The organism is Roseateles sp. (genome assembly GCF_046300915.1).
Lineage (GTDB): Bacteria > Pseudomonadota > Gammaproteobacteria > Burkholderiales > Burkholderiaceae_C > Kinneretia.
The window spans coordinates 1-18,755 of the sequence record NZ_JBKCLH010000003.1 but is presented as its reverse complement, the minus strand read 5'-3'; the positions used below and the strand labels follow the sequence as shown (position 1 = coordinate 18,755).

General features: G+C 67.8%; 13 protein-coding genes. 7 read left to right on the top strand and 6 right to left on the bottom strand.

Annotated features, from left to right (window positions below; all coding sequences use genetic code 11):
* The 4 genes from ACK5F2_RS00205 to ACK5F2_RS00190 all read right to left on the bottom strand — a co-directional run.
* Window positions 1-458, bottom strand: a 458-nt coding sequence (locus ACK5F2_RS00205; protein ID WP_409861935.1) for a chromate transporter, incomplete at its 3' end; no start/stop codon positions are given.
* Window positions 458-1,039: a chromate transporter gene (locus tag ACK5F2_RS00200; RefSeq protein WP_409861934.1), complete on the bottom strand. Its 582-nt coding sequence runs from the start codon at window positions 1,037-1,039 to the stop codon at window positions 458-460. The genes ACK5F2_RS00200 and ACK5F2_RS00205, both read right to left, overlap by 1 nt.
* Window positions 1,036-2,043, bottom strand: a complete 1,008-nt coding sequence (locus ACK5F2_RS00195) for a D-2-hydroxyacid dehydrogenase family protein (protein ID WP_409861933.1) — start codon at window positions 2,041-2,043, stop codon at window positions 1,036-1,038. The genes ACK5F2_RS00200 and ACK5F2_RS00195 overlap by 4 nt, the downstream gene beginning before the upstream one ends.
* 133 nt (window positions 2,044-2,176) lie before the next feature.
* Window positions 2,177-2,524, bottom strand: a complete 348-nt coding sequence (locus ACK5F2_RS00190) for a hypothetical protein (protein ID WP_409861932.1) — start codon at window positions 2,522-2,524, stop codon at window positions 2,177-2,179.
* 362 nt (window positions 2,525-2,886) lie between these two features.
* Between ACK5F2_RS00190 and ACK5F2_RS00185 the strand changes: the two genes are divergently transcribed.
* The 7 genes from ACK5F2_RS00185 (at window position 2,887) to ACK5F2_RS00155 (ending at window position 14,215) form a co-directional block, all read left to right on the top strand.
* Entirely contained in the window at window positions 2,887-4,737 is a 1,851-nt protein-coding gene (locus ACK5F2_RS00185; protein ID WP_409861930.1) for an acetylglucosamine transferase, read from the top strand.
* Window positions 4,738-4,759: 22 nt separating this feature from the next.
* Complete coding sequence (locus ACK5F2_RS00180; RefSeq protein WP_409861929.1) at window positions 4,760-7,117, top strand: type I secretion system permease/ATPase; 2,358 nt, start codon at window positions 4,760-4,762, stop codon at window positions 7,115-7,117.
* Between the two features lie 12 nt (window positions 7,118-7,129).
* Window positions 7,130-8,332: an HlyD family type I secretion periplasmic adaptor subunit gene (locus ACK5F2_RS00175; protein ID WP_409861927.1), complete on the top strand. Its 1,203-nt coding sequence runs from the start codon at window positions 7,130-7,132 to the stop codon at window positions 8,330-8,332.
* Window positions 8,333-8,436: 104 nt separating this feature from the next.
* Complete coding sequence (locus ACK5F2_RS00170; RefSeq protein ID WP_409861925.1) at window positions 8,437-9,861, top strand: TolC family protein; 1,425 nt, start codon at window positions 8,437-8,439, stop codon at window positions 9,859-9,861.
* A 105-nt stretch (window positions 9,862-9,966) separates the two neighbouring features.
* Window positions 9,967-10,956, top strand: coding sequence for a WxcM-like domain-containing protein (locus tag ACK5F2_RS00165; protein ID WP_409861924.1), 990 nt, complete (start codon window positions 9,967-9,969; stop codon window positions 10,954-10,956).
* Window positions 10,953-12,077, top strand: a complete 1,125-nt coding sequence (locus ACK5F2_RS00160; RefSeq protein WP_409861922.1) for a DegT/DnrJ/EryC1/StrS family aminotransferase — start codon at window positions 10,953-10,955, stop codon at window positions 12,075-12,077. The genes ACK5F2_RS00165 and ACK5F2_RS00160 overlap by 4 nt, the downstream gene beginning before the upstream one ends.
* A 71-nt stretch (window positions 12,078-12,148) precedes the next feature.
* Window positions 12,149-14,215: a prolyl oligopeptidase family serine peptidase gene (locus ACK5F2_RS00155; RefSeq protein WP_409861920.1), complete on the top strand. Its 2,067-nt coding sequence runs from the start codon at window positions 12,149-12,151 to the stop codon at window positions 14,213-14,215.
* 12 nt (window positions 14,216-14,227) lie between these two features.
* Here ACK5F2_RS00155 and ACK5F2_RS00150 read toward each other — a convergent pair whose 3' ends face one another.
* Both ACK5F2_RS00150 and ACK5F2_RS00145 read right to left on the bottom strand, forming a co-directional pair.
* Complete coding sequence (locus ACK5F2_RS00150; protein ID WP_409861919.1) at window positions 14,228-14,707, bottom strand: acyltransferase; 480 nt, start codon at window positions 14,705-14,707, stop codon at window positions 14,228-14,230.
* 93 nt (window positions 14,708-14,800) lie between these two features.
* Window positions 14,801-18,755, bottom strand: a 3,955-nt coding sequence (locus ACK5F2_RS00145) for a beta strand repeat-containing protein (protein ID WP_409861917.1), incomplete at its 5' end; no start/stop codon positions are given.

Below are 18,755 nucleotides of genomic sequence, written 5' to 3'. Positions count from 1 at the left end.
ATCAGGGCCAGGGTGGCCCAGCGATGGCCGGGGTCCGAGACATAGGGCACGGCCAGCAGCCAGCCGGTGGCCAGCAGCAGACCCAGGGTCAGCGGCGCCATGCCGGCGGTGAAGGCGCGCACGCCCAGTGTCTGCTTGTTCTCCCGCGCCCAGCGCGTCGCCGCCAGCACCAGGGTGGTGGAGGGAAGCATGATGCCCAGCATGGTGACCAGGGCGCCCAGCGGCCCGGCGGCGTTCCAGCCCAGCACGGCCACAAACAGGATGTTGGGCCCCGGCGCGGCCTGGGCCAGGGCGATGGAACTGGTGAACTGGCTGTCGCTGAGCCAGCCCTGCTGGCCCACCAGGTAGCGGTGCATTTCGGGTGCCGTGGTGATGGCACCGCCGATGGACAGCAGGGACAGCAGCAGATAGCGCAGGAACAGATCCGCGTACTGTGCGGCGCTCAGGGTGTCGCCCATCATCGGCCGCCGCCCTCGCGGGTACGCAGCCGCCACAGGGCCAGGGCCATGCCCAGTCCGCCCAGGCCGAGCACCACCCAGACCAGAGGCAGACGGGCCAGGGCCATTGCCGCGAAAGCGCCCAGGGCCAGCAGCAGGGCCCAGACCCTGCCGACCGGGTTTTGCTTGAGCGAAGGCAGGAGCTTGAGCCCCGTGGCCAAGACCAGGCCGGCCGCCACGGCGCCCATGCCACGCAAGGCGCCCGCCATGCGCTCATACTCCAGCAGCGCTCCGGAGAGCGAGGCCAGGGCGAGCACGATGACACAGGGAATCGCCAGCATGCCGGCCAGGGCGGTCAGGGCACCGCGCAGGCCGAAGAAGCGGTCACCAATCATCAGCGAGAGATTGACGATATTGGGCCCCGGCAGCACCTGGCCAATGGCCAGCATCTCCAGGAAGTCCTCCCGACTGAGCCAGCCCAGGCGCTCGACCAACTCGCGCTGGGCCACGGCCAACACGCCGCCGAAGCCCTGCAGGGCCAGGCGGTTGAAGGCCCAGAACAGGACCGACAGCGACTCAGGCGCGGGCCGCGCTTGGCTCACCGCAGAACCTTCAGCGCTTCCGGGTTGACGATGTGGCTGGGCTCACCCCGCATGAAATTGAGCACATTGTCAAAAGCGGCGTCAAAGTAGAGCTCGTAGCTGTCCTGCTCGACATAGCCGATATGCGGGGTGCAGACCGCGTTCTCCAGGCGCAGCAAGGGGTGGCCCTGCAAGATGGGCTCGCTCTCGAACACATCGATGGCCGCCATGCCGGGGCGACCCCGGTTGAGCGCCGAGACCAGGGCACCATCGGCCAGCAACTCGGCGCGCGAGGTGTTGACAAAGAGGGCCGTGGGCTTCATGCGGGCCAGGTCCTCGGGCGTGACGATGCCTCGCGTGGCCTCACACAGGCGCAGATGCAGGCTCAGCACATCGCTGCTCTGGAAGAAGGCCTCACGACTCTCGGCTGCCAGATAGCCATCGCTCTGGGCTGCCAGACGCGAGGCCTCGCTGCCCCAGACCTGCACCTGCATGCCGAAGGCACGGCCATAGCCAGCCACCAGGCGGCCGATCTTGCCGTAACCCCAGATGCCCAGGGTCTTGCCCCTCAGCACCATGCCCAGCCCGAAATTGGGCGGCATGGACTGGGCCTTGAGTCCGGACTGCTGCCAGGCCCCATGCTTGAGATTGCCGATGTACTGAGGCAGGCGGCGCATGGAGGCCATGATCAGGGCCCAGGTCAGCTCCGCGGGCGCATGTGGGGACCCCACGCCCTCCGCCACGGCAATGCCCAGCCGGGTGCATGCCTCGACATCGATATGACTGCCCACGCGCCCGGTCTGTGAGATCAGCTTGAGTTTGGGTAGCTTCTCCAGCAGCTGGCGCGGAAACTGGGTGCGCTCGCGGATCAGCACCAGCACCTCGGCGTCGCGCAGCCGCACGGCCAGCTGGCCTGTGCCCTTGACGGTGTTGGTGTAGACCTTGGCGTTCAGGGCTTCCAGCTTGGCGGCGCAGCGCAGCTTGCGCACCGCATCCTGGTAGTCGTCGAGGATGATGATGTTCATGGCGTCTTCCGGTGCCGGATTCTGCCTTGCGTTGATGCACGCCTGCCTTGGGGTCTGCCGCAGCTTGGCGAGCGCCCGGTGCGCTGTGCGCGCATTCCAGTCCAGGGCCAGCTCGCCTGGCAGGCGCCGGCCCTTACTGGCGACGCACAGGCCCGACCAGGAAGAAGGTGTCGACGGGGTCGGTGAAATGCAGATTCAGCCGAGCCAAGCGCTGCTCGGCCTCCTGCTGATCGTGGGCGCGAGCCACCTCGGTGTAGAGCCAGCCACGCAGATGCCAGAAGTCATCCACGCGACGCGCGCGCCTGATGCTGCGCATCAGCTCCTGGGGGGCATCGACGCCGCCCAGACAGCGCTCAAACTCGCTGCGCAGCAGGGGCAGCAGGGCCGGGTCTTCGGCGCGGACATGCCAGGGTGTCTTCTCCCCGGGAAGCCAGCGCAGCAGATTCTGCAGCAGGGAGTCGGGAGACCGGGTCGCGCTCATGCCGGCCGCAGGGGCCGTGGGCGCAAAGGAACGGGACCGTTTCCAACGAGCAATCAGATTCAGCATGGCTTGCGCTGTTCTTGTATTCCCCGCGTCGCAGCCTCCTCCAGCCCCGACGCGCGGCTCTCTTCTCACACTCTTGCCCCACGATTGTGGACAGTCCGCCCCTGCCCCAAGGCTTGAAAAAGGGCCGGAACCAGGCCCAGATCCCTGTTGGGGCGGCCGCGCCTGCCGGGGGCTGGTCGCGATGGAAAGGGGAGGGGAAAAGCGGCCGGATTCCCTGCCTATTCCCCGGCCCCTGGCCCGGGATGCGTCCTAACATCCCTGCAAACCCTTGCCACGCAGCCCGTGGCTGCCTTGTCATGGACATGTCACAACCCAGCGCCCAGCAACTTTCCCAGGCCGATGCGCTGCCGGCGCGCCGCATGGATCTGGGCGAACTGATGGCGGCCGCCGCTCAGCTTCAGGCGCAGGGGCAGCCCGGCGCCGCCGCTGCCTTGTATGAGCAGTGGGTCGAGGGTGAGGAAAGTCCGCTTCGGATCGTGGCCCTGTACAACCTGGGTACCGTGCTGTCGGCCATGAGCGAGCACGGGCGCGCCGAGGCGGCCTACCGCCGGGCTTTGGCCTACAAGCCTGACTTTCTGCAGGCAAGGCTCAATCTGGGCCATCAGCTGGAGCAGCTCGGGCGAAAGGAAGAAGCCCTGCAGGCCTGGCGCAGCGTGGGGGAGCCCGATCAGGTGGGAGATCCCGTGGGCGCCGATCCTCTGGAGCTGCGCCTGCATGCCCTGCGCAATATGGCGCGTCTGCTGGAGCAGGAGCGGCGCTATGCCGAATCCGAGGCGGTGATGCGCCAGAGCCTGCTGCTGCGGGCCGACCAGAGCGATGTGCTGCAGCACTATGTGCACATTCGCCAGAAGCAGTGCGAGTGGCCTGTCTACCAGCCGGTGGGTGAGGTCACCCTGAACCAGCTGCTCACCAGCACCTCCTTGCTGGCCATGCTGGGCCTCTCGGATGATCCGGCCCTGCAGCTGCTCTCGGCCCAGCGCTTCGTCTCCGAGAAGGTGGTGAAGTACAAGGACAAGCCCTTCCACCGCCGTTTCGGCCCCGCCAAGCGTGAAGGCAAGCTGCGCATCGGCTACCTTTCGGGCGATCTGTGCATGCATGCCGTGGGCATGCTGACGGCCGAGCTTTTTGAGCTGCATGACCGCTCGCGGGTGGAGGCGCATGCCTTCTGCTGGAGCCGTGAGGACGGCACGCCGCTGCGCGCGCGCATTCTGCGAGGCATGGATTCGGTCACCCGCCTGGTGGGCGTGGACGACGAAACCGCCGCCCGGGCCATTGCCCAGGCCGGCATCGATGTGCTGATCGATCTGCAAGGCCTGACCAGTGGTGCCCGCCCCAATATCCTGGCCTACCGGCCCGCGCCGGTGCAGGTGAGCTATCTGGGCCTGCCCGCGACCACGGCCATCCCGGGGGTGGACTGGATCATTGCCGACCGTTTCGTGATGCCCGAGGACTACCTGCCTTACTGCACCGAGCGACCCATCTATCTCGAGCATTGCTACCAGGTCAGCGACCGCCAGCGCGAGGTGGCACCCAAGCCCAGCCGCGCCCGCTACCAGCTGCCCGAGGACGCCTTCGTCTTCTGCTCATTCAACAACAACCACAAGTTCACCGAGCCGGTGTTCGACAGCTGGATGCGCATCCTCTCCCAGGTGCCCGGCAGTGTGCTGTGGCTGCTTTCGGACAATGAGTGGTGCCGCACCAATATGCTGATGCGGGCGCAAAAGCACGGCATCGCCCCCGAGCGCCTGATCTTCGCGCCGCGCGTGGCGCCGCCGGAGTATCTGGCGCGCTTCCAGCTGGCCGATCTGGTGCTGGACACCTTTCCCTTCAATGCCGGCACCACGGCCAGCGACTGCCTCTGGATGGGCACGCCCATACTGACCTACTCGGGCCGCACCCATATCTCGCGCATGGCCGGCAGCCTGCTCACCCATGTGGGCCTGCCCGACCTCATCACGCATTCCCTGCAGGAATATGAGCAGCGCGCCATACAAATTGGCCAGAACCCGGCGCGCGCGGCGTCCTACAAGCGTTTCCTGAGCGAATATGGGCGCAGCTCGCTGCTTTTTGACATCCCGGGTTTTGTGCGCGAGCTGGAAGACAAGCTTTTGGACCTGGCCCTGCCGCTGCGCGATGCGGCCCGCTGAGCCCTGCTAGGACGAGCCTTCGGTGACACAGCGACACGACCCCTTCTTCGACGGCGCCTCCCAGCGCCCGGCCTCGCCGCCCAATCTCTATCTGGCGGCGCAGGGCGGGGGCGAAGCTGCGCCGCCCGTCGAGGTGGCGGAGCCGGCTGAAGACATTGGCGATCCCCTGCTGCAAGCCCTGGTCTGGCTGACTCAGCACCATGGCCGGGCCCGCTCGGCCGAGTCCCTGCGAGCGGGTCAGCACAGCGAAGGGCCGCTCACCCCCGACCAGGCCCTGCGTTTGATGCGCGAGGCGGGCTACAACGCCGGCTTGGTGCGGCGCAATATCGACGATCTCAATCCGCTGCTGCTGCCGGCCGTGATGCTGCTCAAGGGCGGCGATGCCTGCGTGCTGGTGCGTCGGCTGCCGGCGGCCGAGGGTGAGGTCGGTCGACCGCGCTATGAGGTGGTGTTCCCCGGCAGCGAAGGCAATGTCTGCGTGGCCCAGGCCGAGGAGCTGGAGGCCGAGTTCAGCGGCTTTGTGCTCCTGGCCACCCTGCAGGAGAGTTCGGCCGCCTCCAGCCGTGCCGATCCGCTGCTGCGTGCGCCGGGTGAGCACTGGCTGTGGGGCACGCTCAAGCGCTTCATTCCCTACTACCGTGCGGCCATGGTGGCGGCCCTGCTGAGCAATGTGCTGATGCTGGTGTCGGGCATGGTCACCATGGTGATCTACGACAAGGTCATCCCCAACCTCAGCTTCGTGACCCTCTGGACCCTGGCCATCGGCGCGGCGCTGGCCCTGGGCTTTGATCTCTTGGCACGGCAGCTGCGGGCGCATCTGATCGATCTGGCGGGACGCAAGGCGGACCTGATCATCGGCTCCAAGCTCTTTCGCCAGACCCTGGGCCTGCGCATGGAGCATCGGCCCGCCTCGGCCGGTTCCTACGCTCACACCCTGGCCCAGATCGAGGTGGTGCGGGACTTCTTCACCTCGGCCAGCATGTCCGTGGTTTCCGATCTGCCCTTCATCATCGTCTTCGTGGCCATGACATTCGTGGTGGGCGGGCCGCTGGGCTGGGTGCTGGTGCTGGCCATTCCCGTCATCATCGGCCTGACCCTGGCGATCCAAGGGCATATGCGCCGTGCCGTGCGGGCCAATATGGCCGAGACGGCCGACTTGCAAGGCACCCTGGTCGAGGCCATCGAAGGCCTGGAAGACCTCAAGACCTCCGGGGCCGAGGGCCGCTTTCTGCGCGCCTACGAGAACAGCATGGCCATGGCCGCCGCCGCGGCGCTGCGCACCCGCGACATGCACAGCTGGAGCAACAACCTCTCCATGACCATGCAGCAGGCCATCACCCTGGTGATGCTGGTCTGGGGGGTCTACCTGATCGAGGCGGGCGCCGTCACCTCGGGGGCCTTGATCGGTGCCGTGATGTTTGCCGGGCGCGCGATTGCACCCCTGGGCAGCGTGGTCAGCCTGGCCGCCCGTTATCAGGGCGCGCAAGCGGCCCTGTTGGCCCTGGATGATCTGATGTCCAAGCCGACCGAGCGCGCCGCTGACCGCAACTATGTGCCGCTGAACCAGATCAAGGGCGCCATGGGCCTGCAGGACGTGGGCTTTGCCTATCCCATGGTGGGCGAGGGCACGGCGCCCAAGGTACTCAAGGGCGTCACACTCAAGCTGCGTCCGGGCGAGCGCACCGCGGTGCTGGGGCGCATCGGCAGTGGCAAATCCACCGTGCTGCGCCTGCTGGCGGGCCTGTACCAGCCCACCGAGGGCCTGGTGGATGTGGACGGCATCGATCTGCGCCAGGTGGACCCTGCCGAGTTTCGCGCCCGGGTGGGCTTTGTCTCCCAGGAGCCGCGTCTGTTCCACGGCACCTTGCGCGACAACGTGCTGATGGGCCGCGCCCATATTGACGCCGCCCGCCTGGTGGAAGTGGCCCGGCTGACCGGCCTGGAGCGCGTGATCGCGGGCCACCCCCTGGGCTGGGATCTGCCCGTGGGCGAAATGGGCAGCCTGCTGTCGGGTGGTCAGCGCCAGCTGGTGGCCCTGGCACGTGCCCTGGTGACCCGCCCCAAGATCCTGTTGATGGATGAGCCCACCAGCTCCATGGACGCGCAGTCCGAGGTGGCCTTCCTGCGCCAGCTGCGCGACGCCGCAGGCGACTGCACCCTGGTGGTGGTGACCCACCGCCCCGCCGTGCTGGAGCTGGTTTCTCGCATCGTGGTCATGGACGCCGGCCGGCTTGTGATGGACGGCCCGCGCGACCAGGTGCTGGCCGCGCTGTCGGGCGTGCGCCCCGCGGCACCGACGGCCACGCCCGAAGCGCCGGCGGCCTCCAATCTGCATATGCACCCGGCCGCTCAGCCGGTGCAGCGCTCGGCCTCGGTCTGAGGACATCGCAGCATGAGTGTGTCGCGCGACGACGGCCTGTTCTTGAGTGCGGTGGCTCGGGCCCAGGTGGATGAGCCCCTGCCCCGGGTGACTTGGGTGCTCTATCTGCTGCTGGCGGCTCTTGTCGCGGCCCTGGTCTGGGCCGCCCTGGCGCGCGTGGACCAAGTCACACGCAGCGATGGACGCATCGTTCCGGAGTCGCGTGAGCAGGTGATTGCCAGCATGGAGATCGGCACGCTGCGCGAGTTGCTGGTGCGCGAAGGCCAGCAGGTGGAGCAGGGCCAGGATCTGGCGCGCCTGGATCCCACCCGCGTGGAGTCGGCGCAGAACGAGGGCGTGATCAAGCGCCTGGCCCTGATGGCAACCGTGGCCCGGCTCAGCGCCGAGGCCTCCGCGCGGCCCTTGCAGTTTCCCGACGCGCTGCGCGCTCAGCCGGGCTTGATGCGGGCCGAGACCGAGGCCTTCGAGGCCCGCCGGCTGGTGCAGGACGAGGCCGTGGCGGCCCTGAATCGCAGCGCCGGCCTGGTTGGCAGGGAGTTGCGCATTGCCCAGGACATGGCGGCCAAGGGTTTGATGTCCAACGTCGAGGTCATGCGGCTCAATCGTCAGATCAACGAATTGGAGCAGCAGCGCAATGAGCGGGTGGCGCGCTTTCGCCAGGAGGCCGCCAGCGAGTTGGTGCGGGTCCAAGCTGAGTTGGCCCTGCTGGAAGAGCAAATGGTGGTGCGGCAAGACGCCCTGACGCGCACGGTGCTCAAGTCTCCCGTCAAGGGCCTGGTCAAGAACATTCGTGCCAACACCGTGGGTGGCGTGATCACGCCGGGCGCTCCCATCATGGAGATCGTGCCCTTGAGCGAGCGTGTGCTGGTCGAGGCGCGCGCGCGCTCCTCGGACGTGGGCTTCTTGCGTCTGGGACAGCGCGCCGTGGTCAAGCTCGCGGGCTATGACTACAACCTTTATGGCGGTCTGGAGGGCAAGGTTGAATACATCAGCCCGGACGCGCTGACCGAGGTGGACGGCAAGCCCGCGGCCGAGGGGCGCTACTACCGTGTGCTGGTGCGGGCCGAGAGCAATACCCTGCGCTACAAGGGCGAGGCCCTGCCGGTGATCCCGGGGATGACGGCTGCGGTGGAAATCAGGACGGGCGAGCGCTCCGTGCTGAGCTATGTGTTCCGCCCCCTGCTCAAGGCGCAAGAGGCAATGCGCGAGCGCTGAGCCCTGCGGGTGGCCATTCGGGCTGGGCTTGCGGAATTTGGGCCGGGGAGGGCAGGCTGTTCAAGCCTTTGTGAACGCCGGGCTGTGATGTAGTAACGCCCATCATGCAGAAGCTCTCCATCATCGTGTGCAAAAAGCCCTTGCTGGCTGCGCTGGCCGTGCTGCTGGCCCTGCCGGCATCGGCGCAGGGCAATGCGGGCAAGCGTCTTGCCAAGGCCCGGGCCGAAGCGCAGGCGCCCGCCGTCACCACCGGTGCTGCGGGCGGCAGCGGCACACGCTGCGGCGATGAGGGCAGCGCGCCCTTGATGGCCTCTCTGGCCGAAGGGTCGGGTGTTGACCCCCGCATGCAGCTGCAGAGCCTGGTGCGGCAAGCCTTGCAGCGCAGCCAGTCGGTCGGGGCGGTGACCCTGCTGGCCCAGGCGGCCCGCGATGATTGGGAAGAAGCACGCGCGGCCCGTCTGCCGGTGGTGAACCTGGGGGCCGGCCTGTCGCACATCGGCAGCAAGCAGGATGGCTTGCCCCTGAGTCAGGGCGCCCAAGGGCGGGCGAGCCTGAGCATGACGGCGCCGCTTTATGACGCGGGTCGAATTGAACAGTTGGCCGCCTGGCGTCGCCAACTCGCCGAGGCGGCACGCCTGGGTCTGATGAATATGGAGCAGCAGCTGGCCCTGCAGACCGTGTCCCTGGCCATGGATCGCAGCCGCTACCAGTTGCAGATCCAGGTCTACGGTCAGTACGTCCGCAAGATGGCCTGTCTGGTCGAGGCCCTGGACAGCATCGTCAAGGCGGACAAGGGGCGGGCCAGTGAGCTGGTGCAAGCCATCAAGAACCAGCAGCAGGCCGAGCTGGCGGTGGAACAGACCCAGAGCGCGCTGCGCCAGACCGAGATCCGCTTGCGTCGATTTGTGGGCGACGAGCTGCCCCCCAGTGCCAGCTTCGCGGCCCTGCTGACCCAGGTGCCGGAGCTGGCCCAAATGCAGTCGGATGTGCTGGAGGCCGCCGAAGTGGCCCAGCTGGAGGCCCAGGCCAAGGCGCAGAGCAGCTATGCCGCATCCGTGAAGGCGGCGCGACAACCGCAGCTCAGCTGGCAGCTGGGCTCCACCGCCACCACGGGGCAGAACCGTGGCGGCGACTGGGTGGCGGGTGTGACTCTCAATGTTCCGCTTTACAACCCGGGTATGGAGGCCAGTGTCTCGGCCGCGCAGAAGCGGGCCGAGGCCGCCCGTCTCCAGCGCGAGGACGCCATCGAGGCCCGTCGCTATCGCATGGCCGATATGCACGAGGCCGCAGTGTCCTCCTTCGACCGTGCCCGGCGCATCAGCGAGATCCTGCGCAATAGCGATCGGGTCAGGTTGGCCACGCTGCAACAGTGGCAGCAGCTGGGTCGCCGATCGCTGTTCGACGTGATGGGCGCCGAGGCCGATTACTACTCCCTGCGGGTGGCTCATGTGAATGCCTTGTTCGATGGACAGCAGGCCGTGGCCTTGCTGTGGTCCATGGGGCGGGGTGTGTTGACGCCCCTGCAATGAGGCGGCGCAGCGCAAGCAACTGTCCCTGGCATACGCGGCTTTTCCCGGGGAAGGGCGCCGAGGCATGGGGTATCGTTCGCCCAGTTTCACAGCGCATCTCGCACCATGAGCCATAGCGTTACCGCCCCCGAGGGCGTCTCGGTCCACCCCATGGCCCTGCTGGAAACGCCCCATGTGGGCGCCGGCAGCCGCATCTGGGCCTTTGCCCATGTGCTGCCTGGCGCGCGCATAGGCCGTGACGCGAACATCTGCGACCACGTCTTCATCGAGAACGATGTGGTGCTGGGTGACCGGGTCACGGTCAAGAGCGGGGTGCAGCTCTGGGACGGCGTGCGCATCGAGGACGACGTCTTCGTCGGCCCCAACGTCACCTTCTCCAACGATCCCTTTCCGCGCAGCAAGCAGCGCCCCGAGCGCTTTGTGCAGACCCGCGTGCGCGCGGGCGCCAGCATCGGCTCCGGCGCCACCATACGCCCCGGCGTGACCATCGGCCCCGGCGCCCTGGTCAGCGACGGCGCGGTGGTCACCCGCGATGTGCCGCCCAATGCCATCGTGGCCGGCAACCCGGCCTATATCACCGGTTATGCCGACACGCCCGAGGTGCCGCTGCACGGCGCCGGCATCACCGCCAGCCAGGCGGGGCAGGGCGCCCAGGCCGTGCCCGAGCTGCATGTACGCGGCGCCCGCCTGCACCGCATGCCCAAGATCGTGGATCTGCGCGGCGCCCTGTCCTTTGGCGAGACGGGGGCTCATCTGCCCTTCACGCCTGAGCGCTTCTTCATGGTCTACGACGTGCCCAGCCGCGAGGTGCGCGGCGAGCATGCGCACCGGGCCTGCCACCAGTTCCTGGTCTGCGTGAAGGGCTCGCTGGGCATCGTGCTGGACGACGGCGAGCGCCGTGACCAGATCACCCTGGACAGCCCCCAGCTGGGCCTGCACATCCCGCCCATGGTCTGGGGCATCCAGTACCAGTTCTCGCCCGATGCGGTGCTGCTGGTGCTGGCCTCGCACCGCTACGAGGCCGAGGACTACATCCGCAACTACGACGATTTCCTGGCCGCCGTGCGCGCCGGCCAGCCCGGGAGCCCGGCATGAGCGCCAACCCTGCAACGCCCCCCATCACCCTGCCTTTCCTGGACCTGCAGCCCATCTACCAGCGCTCCAAGCTCGAGATCGACGCCGCCCTGGCCCGCGTGGCCGGCAGTGGCTGGTTTCTGCTGGGCAAGGAGCTGAGCGCCTTCGAGAGCGCCTGGGCCGACTACTGCGGCGTGCCCCATGCCGCGGGCGTGGCCAATGGCCTGGATGCCCTGCACCTGTCCCTGCTGGCCCTGGGCGTGGGGCCGGGCGACGAGGTCATCGTGCCCTCCAACACCTATATCGCCACCTGGCTGGCGGTGAGCCAGTGCGGTGCCCGGCCGGTGCCGGTGGAGCCCGACCCGGCCACCTTCAATCTGGACCCGGCCCGGGTCGAAGCCGCCATCACGCCCGCCACCCGTGTGCTGCTGCCGGTGCATCTCTACGGCCAGCCGGCCGATATGGACGCCCTGATGGCCCTGGCCGCCCGCCACGGACTCAAGGTGCTGGACGACTGCGCCCAGGCCCATGCCGCGCGCTACAAGGGCCGCCGCGTGGGCGGCCTGGCCGATGTATCGGCCTGGAGCTTCTACCCCGGCAAGAACCTGGGTGCCATGGGCGACGGCGGTGGCGTGAGCACGGGCGACGCAGCCCTGATCGAGCGCATCAAGGTGCTGCGCAACTATGGCTCGCGCATCAAGTATCACAACGAGATCAAGGGCTTCAATTCGCGCCTGGACGAAATCCAGGCCGCGGTGCTGAGCGCCAAGCTGCCGGCCCTGGACCCCGCCACCGAGGAGCGCCGCCAGATTGCTGCGCGCCTGCTGGAGGGCCTGGCGGGCCTGGACCTGCAACTGCCCCAGGTGCCCGACTGGGCCGATCCGGCCTGGCACCTCTTCGTGGTGCGCCATGCCGACCGCGACGGCCTGCAGGCCCGCCTGGCCCAGCGCGGCATCGGCACCCTGATCCACTACCCGGTGGCGCCGCATCTGCAGCCGGCCTATGCCGAGCTGGGCTATGGGCCGGGGGACTTCCCCATCGCCGAGGCCATCCACCGCGAGGTGCTGAGCCTGCCCCTGTGGCCGGGCATGAGCGAGGCCCAGGTGGAGCAGCTGATCGCGGCGCTGCGCGCCAGCGTCTGAGGCTGTGAGCAGGCGGGCGTTGCCCGCCCGCCTCGACCGGCCCCGGCTTGAAGATTTGCGACACTGCGGTCATGCCGCAAGCCCGCACCTCCCAGAACAAGAAAACGACCGCCCCCAAGCTGCCGACCCTGAGCGCCGAGGACCTCTGGTCCCTGGACCGGCTTGGGACTCCCGCGCTCTCGCCCGATGGCCGCCAGCTGGTCTGCAGCCTGAGCCGCGGCACGGTGGAGCGGCGTCACAACCGCCTCTGGCTGATGGACTGCAGCGGTGAGCGCGCGCCGCGTGCCCTGACCGTTTGCGGTGAGCGCGACAGCCAGCCTGCCTGGTCGCCGCGCGGCGACGCCATTGCCTTTCTCGCCCGGCGTGAGCAGCAGGGCGAAAAGGATGCCCGGCCCCAGCTTTATCTGATCGCGCCCGATGGCGGCGAGGCCCGGCGCCTGAGCGACTTCGCGCCCGGCATCGAGAGCTTCCGCTGGCTGCCGGACGGCTCCGGGCTGATCTTCAGCGCCTGGGTCTGGCCGGGCTTGCGCGGTGTTGCCGCCCAGCGGCGCGAGCATCAGCGCTGGACAGAACGCAAGGAAACGGGCTACAGCACCGAGGAGGTGTTCTATCGCCACTGGGATCACAACATCCCCATGGGCCGGGTGCTGCACCTCTGGCATCTGGACATCGCCAGCGGCCGCCTGCGCGATCTCTTCGAGGGCTCGGACCTGGAGCTGCCGCGCAGCAATGGCGGTGCGGGCGACTACGACATCAGCCCCGACGGGCGCCATCTGGTCTTTGTCCATGACCCTGCCGCCGTGCAGCGTGGCGGCCAGCCCTGGGCCTTGAGCGAGATGGATCTGCGCAGCCGGCGCTGCCGCCGCCTGATCGAGGACCCGGCCTGGGACATCGCCTCCCCAAGCTACAGCGGCGACGGCCGCGCGCTGGCCTTCACCGCCGCCCCTGTGGGCCGCCACGACCAAGCCCTGGCTCAGCCGGCCCTGCTGCGCCTTGATGCGCGCCGCCGCACCCTGGGCTGGCACCTGCTGGGCGGCGCGGACTGGGATCTGGATGCCGGCGCCCTGCGCTGGGCCGAGGCCGACCAGGCCCTGCTATTCACGGCCCAGCAGCGGGGGCGCTGCCACCTCTGGCGCCTGGGCCTGGGCTCGGGCGACTGCCGCGTGCTGCAGGCGGGCGGCTGGGTGCAGGGTTTTGATGTGAGCGGCCGGGATGGGGGGCAGGTCGTGACCGCCAGCGACAGCGCCCAGCATCCGGTGCGTCTGCATGCGCTGCGGGCCGGGGAGGCCCCGCGGCGCCTGGAGCGCTTCAACGATGAGCTGCTCGCCAAGCGTCGCCTGGGCGAGCAGCGCGAGGTCTGGTTCGAGGGCGCGCAGGGCGACGCGGTGCAGATGTGGCTGACCCTGCCGGTGGACTTCAGTCCGCGGCGCCGCCACCCCATCTTCCATGTGATCCACGGCGGCCCTTTCGCGGCCGCGGGCGATACCTTCAGCTACCGCTGGAACCCTCATGTGCTGGCGGCGCGCGGCCATGTGGTGGCCCAGGTGAATTACCACGGCTCCAGCGGCTTCGGCTTTGCCTTCCGCGACAGCATCATGGGCCGCCAGGGCCAGCTGGAGAGCCAGGACATCGAGGCCGCCAGCGACTGGCTACTGGCCCAGCCCTGGGCCGATGCGCGGCGGCTCTCGGCCACAGGTGGCAGCTACGGCGGCTTTCTGGTGGCCTGGCTCAATGGGCATGCAGCGCCCGGGCGCTACCGCAGCTACGTCTGCCATGCCGGGGTCTTTGACCGCATCGCCACCTTCAGCGCGGACTCTTATATGCAGCGCCCGCGCGATCTCAAGGCGCGCTACTGGGAGGACATGCCGCGCGTGCTGGCCCAGAGTCCGCATGCCTTCGCCCACGCCATGTGCACGCCCACCCTGGTGATCCACGGCGCCCAGGACTACCGCGTGCCAGACTGCAACGGCCTGGCCTACTACAACACGCTCAAGGCCCGCGGCGTGCCGGCCCGTTTGCTGTGGTTCCCGGATGAAAACCACTGGGTGCTGAAGCCGCGCAACTCGGTGCTCTGGTACCGCGAGTTCCTGGACTGGGTGCAGCGCTGGGAAGCGCCAGCCGCGCGTCGGCGCGGCTGATCGGCCGAGGCCTCAGGCGCGCGGTGCAGGTCCGCGCGGCCGGGCCGGGTTGCCCAGCCAGAGCTCGCCCGCGGGCACATCGCGGGTGACCACGCTGCCCGCACCAATCATGGCGCCCGCGCCGATCTGCACGCCACCCAGGATGGTGGCGTTGGCGCCTATGGAGGCACCGCGGCCGATGCGGGTGCGCTGGAAGGCCTGCGGGTATTGCTTGGAGCGGGGGTACTTGTCGTTCGTGAACGCGACGTTGGGGCCGATGAACACATCGTCTTCCACGCTCAGCCCGTCCCAGAGCTGCACGCCGCTTTTGACCGTGACCCGGTCGCCCAGCTCCACATCGTTCTCGATCAGGCACTGCGCATTGATATTGCAGTCGCGGCCTATGCGCGCGCCGGCCAGCACCACACAGAACTGCCAGATCGTGGTGCCCGGGCCGATCTGGGTGCTCTGCACATCGGACAGGGGATGGATGCGGGGCGGGGTCTCGTTCATGGCGGCAGCATAAAACAAGACGCCCCGCTGGAGGCGGGGCGTCATCAAGCCTTGCGGCTTTCGTGTGGGCCCGCGCTATCGCGCGGCGCTGCGTCAGATCAGGGGTGTGCCCGGCTTGTCTTCGTCCTCGGGGCGCTTGGCGATCAGCAGCTGGGGCAGCTGAACAGGCGCGCCGGAGGCTGCAACCGTGACAGTGGCCGGGGGTTCCACATCATGCAGCACTTGTCCCGCCGGGGCCGCCAGCACCTCGTCGAGTGCGGGCGGTGTTGCCGCTGCCGGTGCCGCATCATCACGTGCAAACCAGACATCGGTCAGCGCATGGCTGCTGCCATCGGCCTTGCGGTACTCGGAAACCAGACCCAGCAAGTTGCCATTGTCGAGCTCGGTGCCCGCGACCGCGTCGAGCTTGAATTCGACGATGCCCAGATCCAGCAGGCTCTTGAGCTCGCCGCCGTCGGTCTGCCCATCGCGGTCGGCGTCGACCCAGACCCTGAGGTCCTTGAAGCTGTGGTCGTTTGCATCCAGCTTGCCGTCCTGGTTGCTGTCCTCCTGACGCATGGCGGTGAAGCCATCGGCTCCCTGCTTGCCATCGGCCAGCAGCGTACCGGCGCCGAAGAGTTCGCGGCCGTCGTTGATGACACCGTCGCCATTGCGATCCATGACCAGCATCCCGTCATTGCCGCCCACCCAGCCCCAACGATGCGTCTGTCCGTTGCCCAGCAGGTCGAAATTGACGCCCTCGGCGGCAGCCAGGGTGTTGATGCCATTGCCGTCCAGGTCCAGCACGATGGGTGTGGCCAGCCACAGTGCGTTGGACTGATCGGTGGTCATGGCGGTGAGCTGATCGGTCGTGAAGGCCAGGACCTGGGTCATGTTCATCTTCGCGATATCGCTCGTCTCCAGGCCCGGCAGCTGGTCCGTGGTCAGGCTACGGATATGGTCCGTGTTCAGTCCGGCGACCTGGGCCGTGGTCAGCGCCGTGATGTCATCCGACGAGAAGGCGCGCAGCTGTGAGGTCGACAGCGCGGCGATCTGCGTGGAGCTCAGCGCCGCGATCTGCGTTGTGCTGAAGGCCTGGATATCGTCGGTCTGCAGCGCCTTGACCTGGTCCGTGTTGAAGGCTGCGACCTGTGCCGTTGTCAGCGCCGCGCTGTGGTCGGTGGTGAAGGCCTGGACCTGCGCGGTGGTCAGTGCGCGAAGAACGCCGGTGCCGAGCGCGGACAGCACATCCGTGCTGATGTTGTCGATGTCGGCGACATCGATGCCTACCACCTGAGCGCTGCTCATGGCGGCAATCTGCGTGGTACCGAGGGCGGCAATCTGGTCGCTGGTGAAGGCTTTCAGATCATCGCTGCTGAGGCCTCGGAAGGCGTTTGCCGAGATGGCCGCGACATCGCTGGTCTCCAGTTGGCTGATCTGGGTGGTGTTCAGAGCCGCCAGCTGCATCGAGTTCAGCAGGGCCACCTGACTGGTGGTCAGGGCCTGGAGATCGTCGCTCTGCATGCCGCCCAGCTGCGTGGTCGTCAAAGCCTGAACCTGCAGATTCGTGAGCGCCTGGATCTGATCCGAGTTGAAGGCCGCCAGCTGCGTGGTGCTGATCGAGCGGAAGGCAAACACGTTCAGGGCTTGCAGATCGTCGGTCTGCATGGCCGCAAACTGCTGTGTGGTCACACCCGCGATCTGCGTGGAGGTCAGGGCAGCGACCTGATCCGTGTTGAAGGCCTTGAAGTCGTCGGAGCCCATGCCGGCGATCTGGGCGGAGTTGACGCCAGGCATTTGCGAGGGCTGCAGCGACAGCACCTGATCAGAGGTCAGGGCCGCGAACTGCGCCGTCGTCATGGCGTTGATGACGTTGGTGGTCAGCGCGCGCAGATCGTCGCTTTCCAGCTTGCTCAGCTGGGTGGTGGTCATGCCGGCGATCTGGGTGGTGCCCAGGGCTCGGGCCTGATCGGTGCTCAGAGCAATGATCTGGTCGGTGGTCAGGGCCTTGATCTGGTCGGAGTTCAGTGCACGAATCGCGCTCGTCGTGAAGGCCTCCACATCGTTGGTCGTCATGGCTGCCAGCTGGGTGGTGCCGATGGCGGCCACCTGGGCGGTGGTGAGCGCCTTGATCTGATCGGTGGTCAGGGCGTTCAGATCATCGCTGTTCAGGCCGTTGACCTGGGTGGTGCTCAGAGCGGCCACCTGGGCGGTGGTCAGGGCGCCGATCTGGTCGGAGTTCAGCGCCGCCAACTGGGTGGTGCTCAGACCGCGCAGGGCGGCGGTATTGAGCACGGCCACATCATCGCTCTGAATCGCGGCGACTTGGGTGGTGGTCAGACCGGCGACCTGGGTGGTGGTCAGGGCCTTGGCCTGGTCGGTGCTGAGGGCCACGATCTGGTCGGTGGTCAGGGCCTTGAACTGGTCAGAGTTGAGCGCGCGGATGGCGTTGGTGGACAGGGCCTCCACATCGTCCGTGGTCATCTTGGACAGCTGGGTGGTGCCGATGGCGGCGACCTGAGCGGTGGTCAGGGCCTTGACCTGGTCGGTGCTCAAGGCATTGAGGTCATCGCTGTTCAGACCATTGATCTGTGTCGTGCTCAGGGCAGCCACCTGGGCCGTGGTCAAGGCGCCAATCTGGGCGGAGTTCAGCGCCGCCAACTGGGTGGTGCTCAGGCCGCGCAGGGCGGCGGTGTTGAGCGCGTTCAGATCATCGCTCTGCATGGCGGCGACCTGGGCCGTGGTCAGACCGGCGACCTGGGTGGTGGTCAGGGCCTTGGCCTGGTCGGTGCTGAGCGCCACGACCTGGTCGGTGGTGAGCGCCTTGAACTGGTCGGAGTTGAGCGCGCGGACGGCGTTGGTGGACAAGGCCTCCACATCGTCCGTGGTCATCTTGGACAGCTGGGTGGTGCCGATGGCGGCGACCTGGGCGGTGGTCAGGGCCTTGACCTGGTCGGTGTTCAGGGCATTGAGGCCATCGCTGCTCAGGTTGTTGATCTGCGCTGTGTTCAGGGCGGTGACTTGAGCCGTGCTCAGAGCGCCCATCTGATCCGTGGTCAGGGCACGGACCTGATCGGTGCTCAATGCGCGGATCGCAGAAGTGGACAGCGCCGCGACGTCGTCCGTCGTCATCTTGGAGATCTGCGTGGTGCCGATGGCACTTGCCTGTGCCGAACTCAGCACGGCCACCTGGGCGGTGCTCAGGGCATTGAGGTCATCGCTGTTGAGCCCGTTGATCTGTGTGCTCGTCAGCGCACTCACCTGAGCGGTGCTCAGCGCCCCGATCTGGTCGGAGTTCAGCGCCGCCAGTTGCGTGCTTGTCAAGCCGCGCAGAGCCGCGGTATTGAGCGCTGCCACATCATCGCTCTGCATGGCGGCGACCTGGGCGGTGGTCAGACCGGCCACCTGGGTGGTCGTCAGGGCCCGTGCCTGATCGGTACTCAGGGCCACGATCTGGTCGGTGGTCAGAGCCTTGACCTGGTCGGAGTTGAGCGCGCGGACGGCGTTGGTGGACAGGGCCTCCACATCGTCCGTGGTCATCTTGGACAGCTGGGTGGTGCCCAGGGCTGCCACTTGGGCGGTGGTCAGGGCCTTGACCTGATCGGTGGTCAGGGCGTTCAGATCATCGCTGTTGAGGCCGTTGACCTGGGTGGTGCTCAGGGCGGCCACCTGGGCCGTGGTCAGGGCGGCAATCTGGTCGGAGTTCAGGGCCGCCAGCTGGGTGGTGTTCAGACCACGCAGGGCGGCGGTGTTCAGGGCGTTGAGGTCATCGCTCTGCATGGCGGCGACCTGGGCGGTGGTCAGACCGGCGACCTGGGTGGTCGTCAGGGCCTTGGCCTGGTCGGTGCTGAGGGCCACGACCTGGTCGGTGGTGAGCGCCTTGACCTGATCGGAGTTCAGGGCGCGGATGGCGTTGGTGGACAGCGCGTCCACATCGTCCGTGGTCATCTTGGACAGCTGGGTGGTGCCCAGGGCTGCCACTTGGGCGGTGGTCAGGGCCTTGACTTGGTCGGTGGTCAGGGCGTTCAGATCATCGCTGTTCAGACCGTTGACCTGGGTGGTGCTCAGG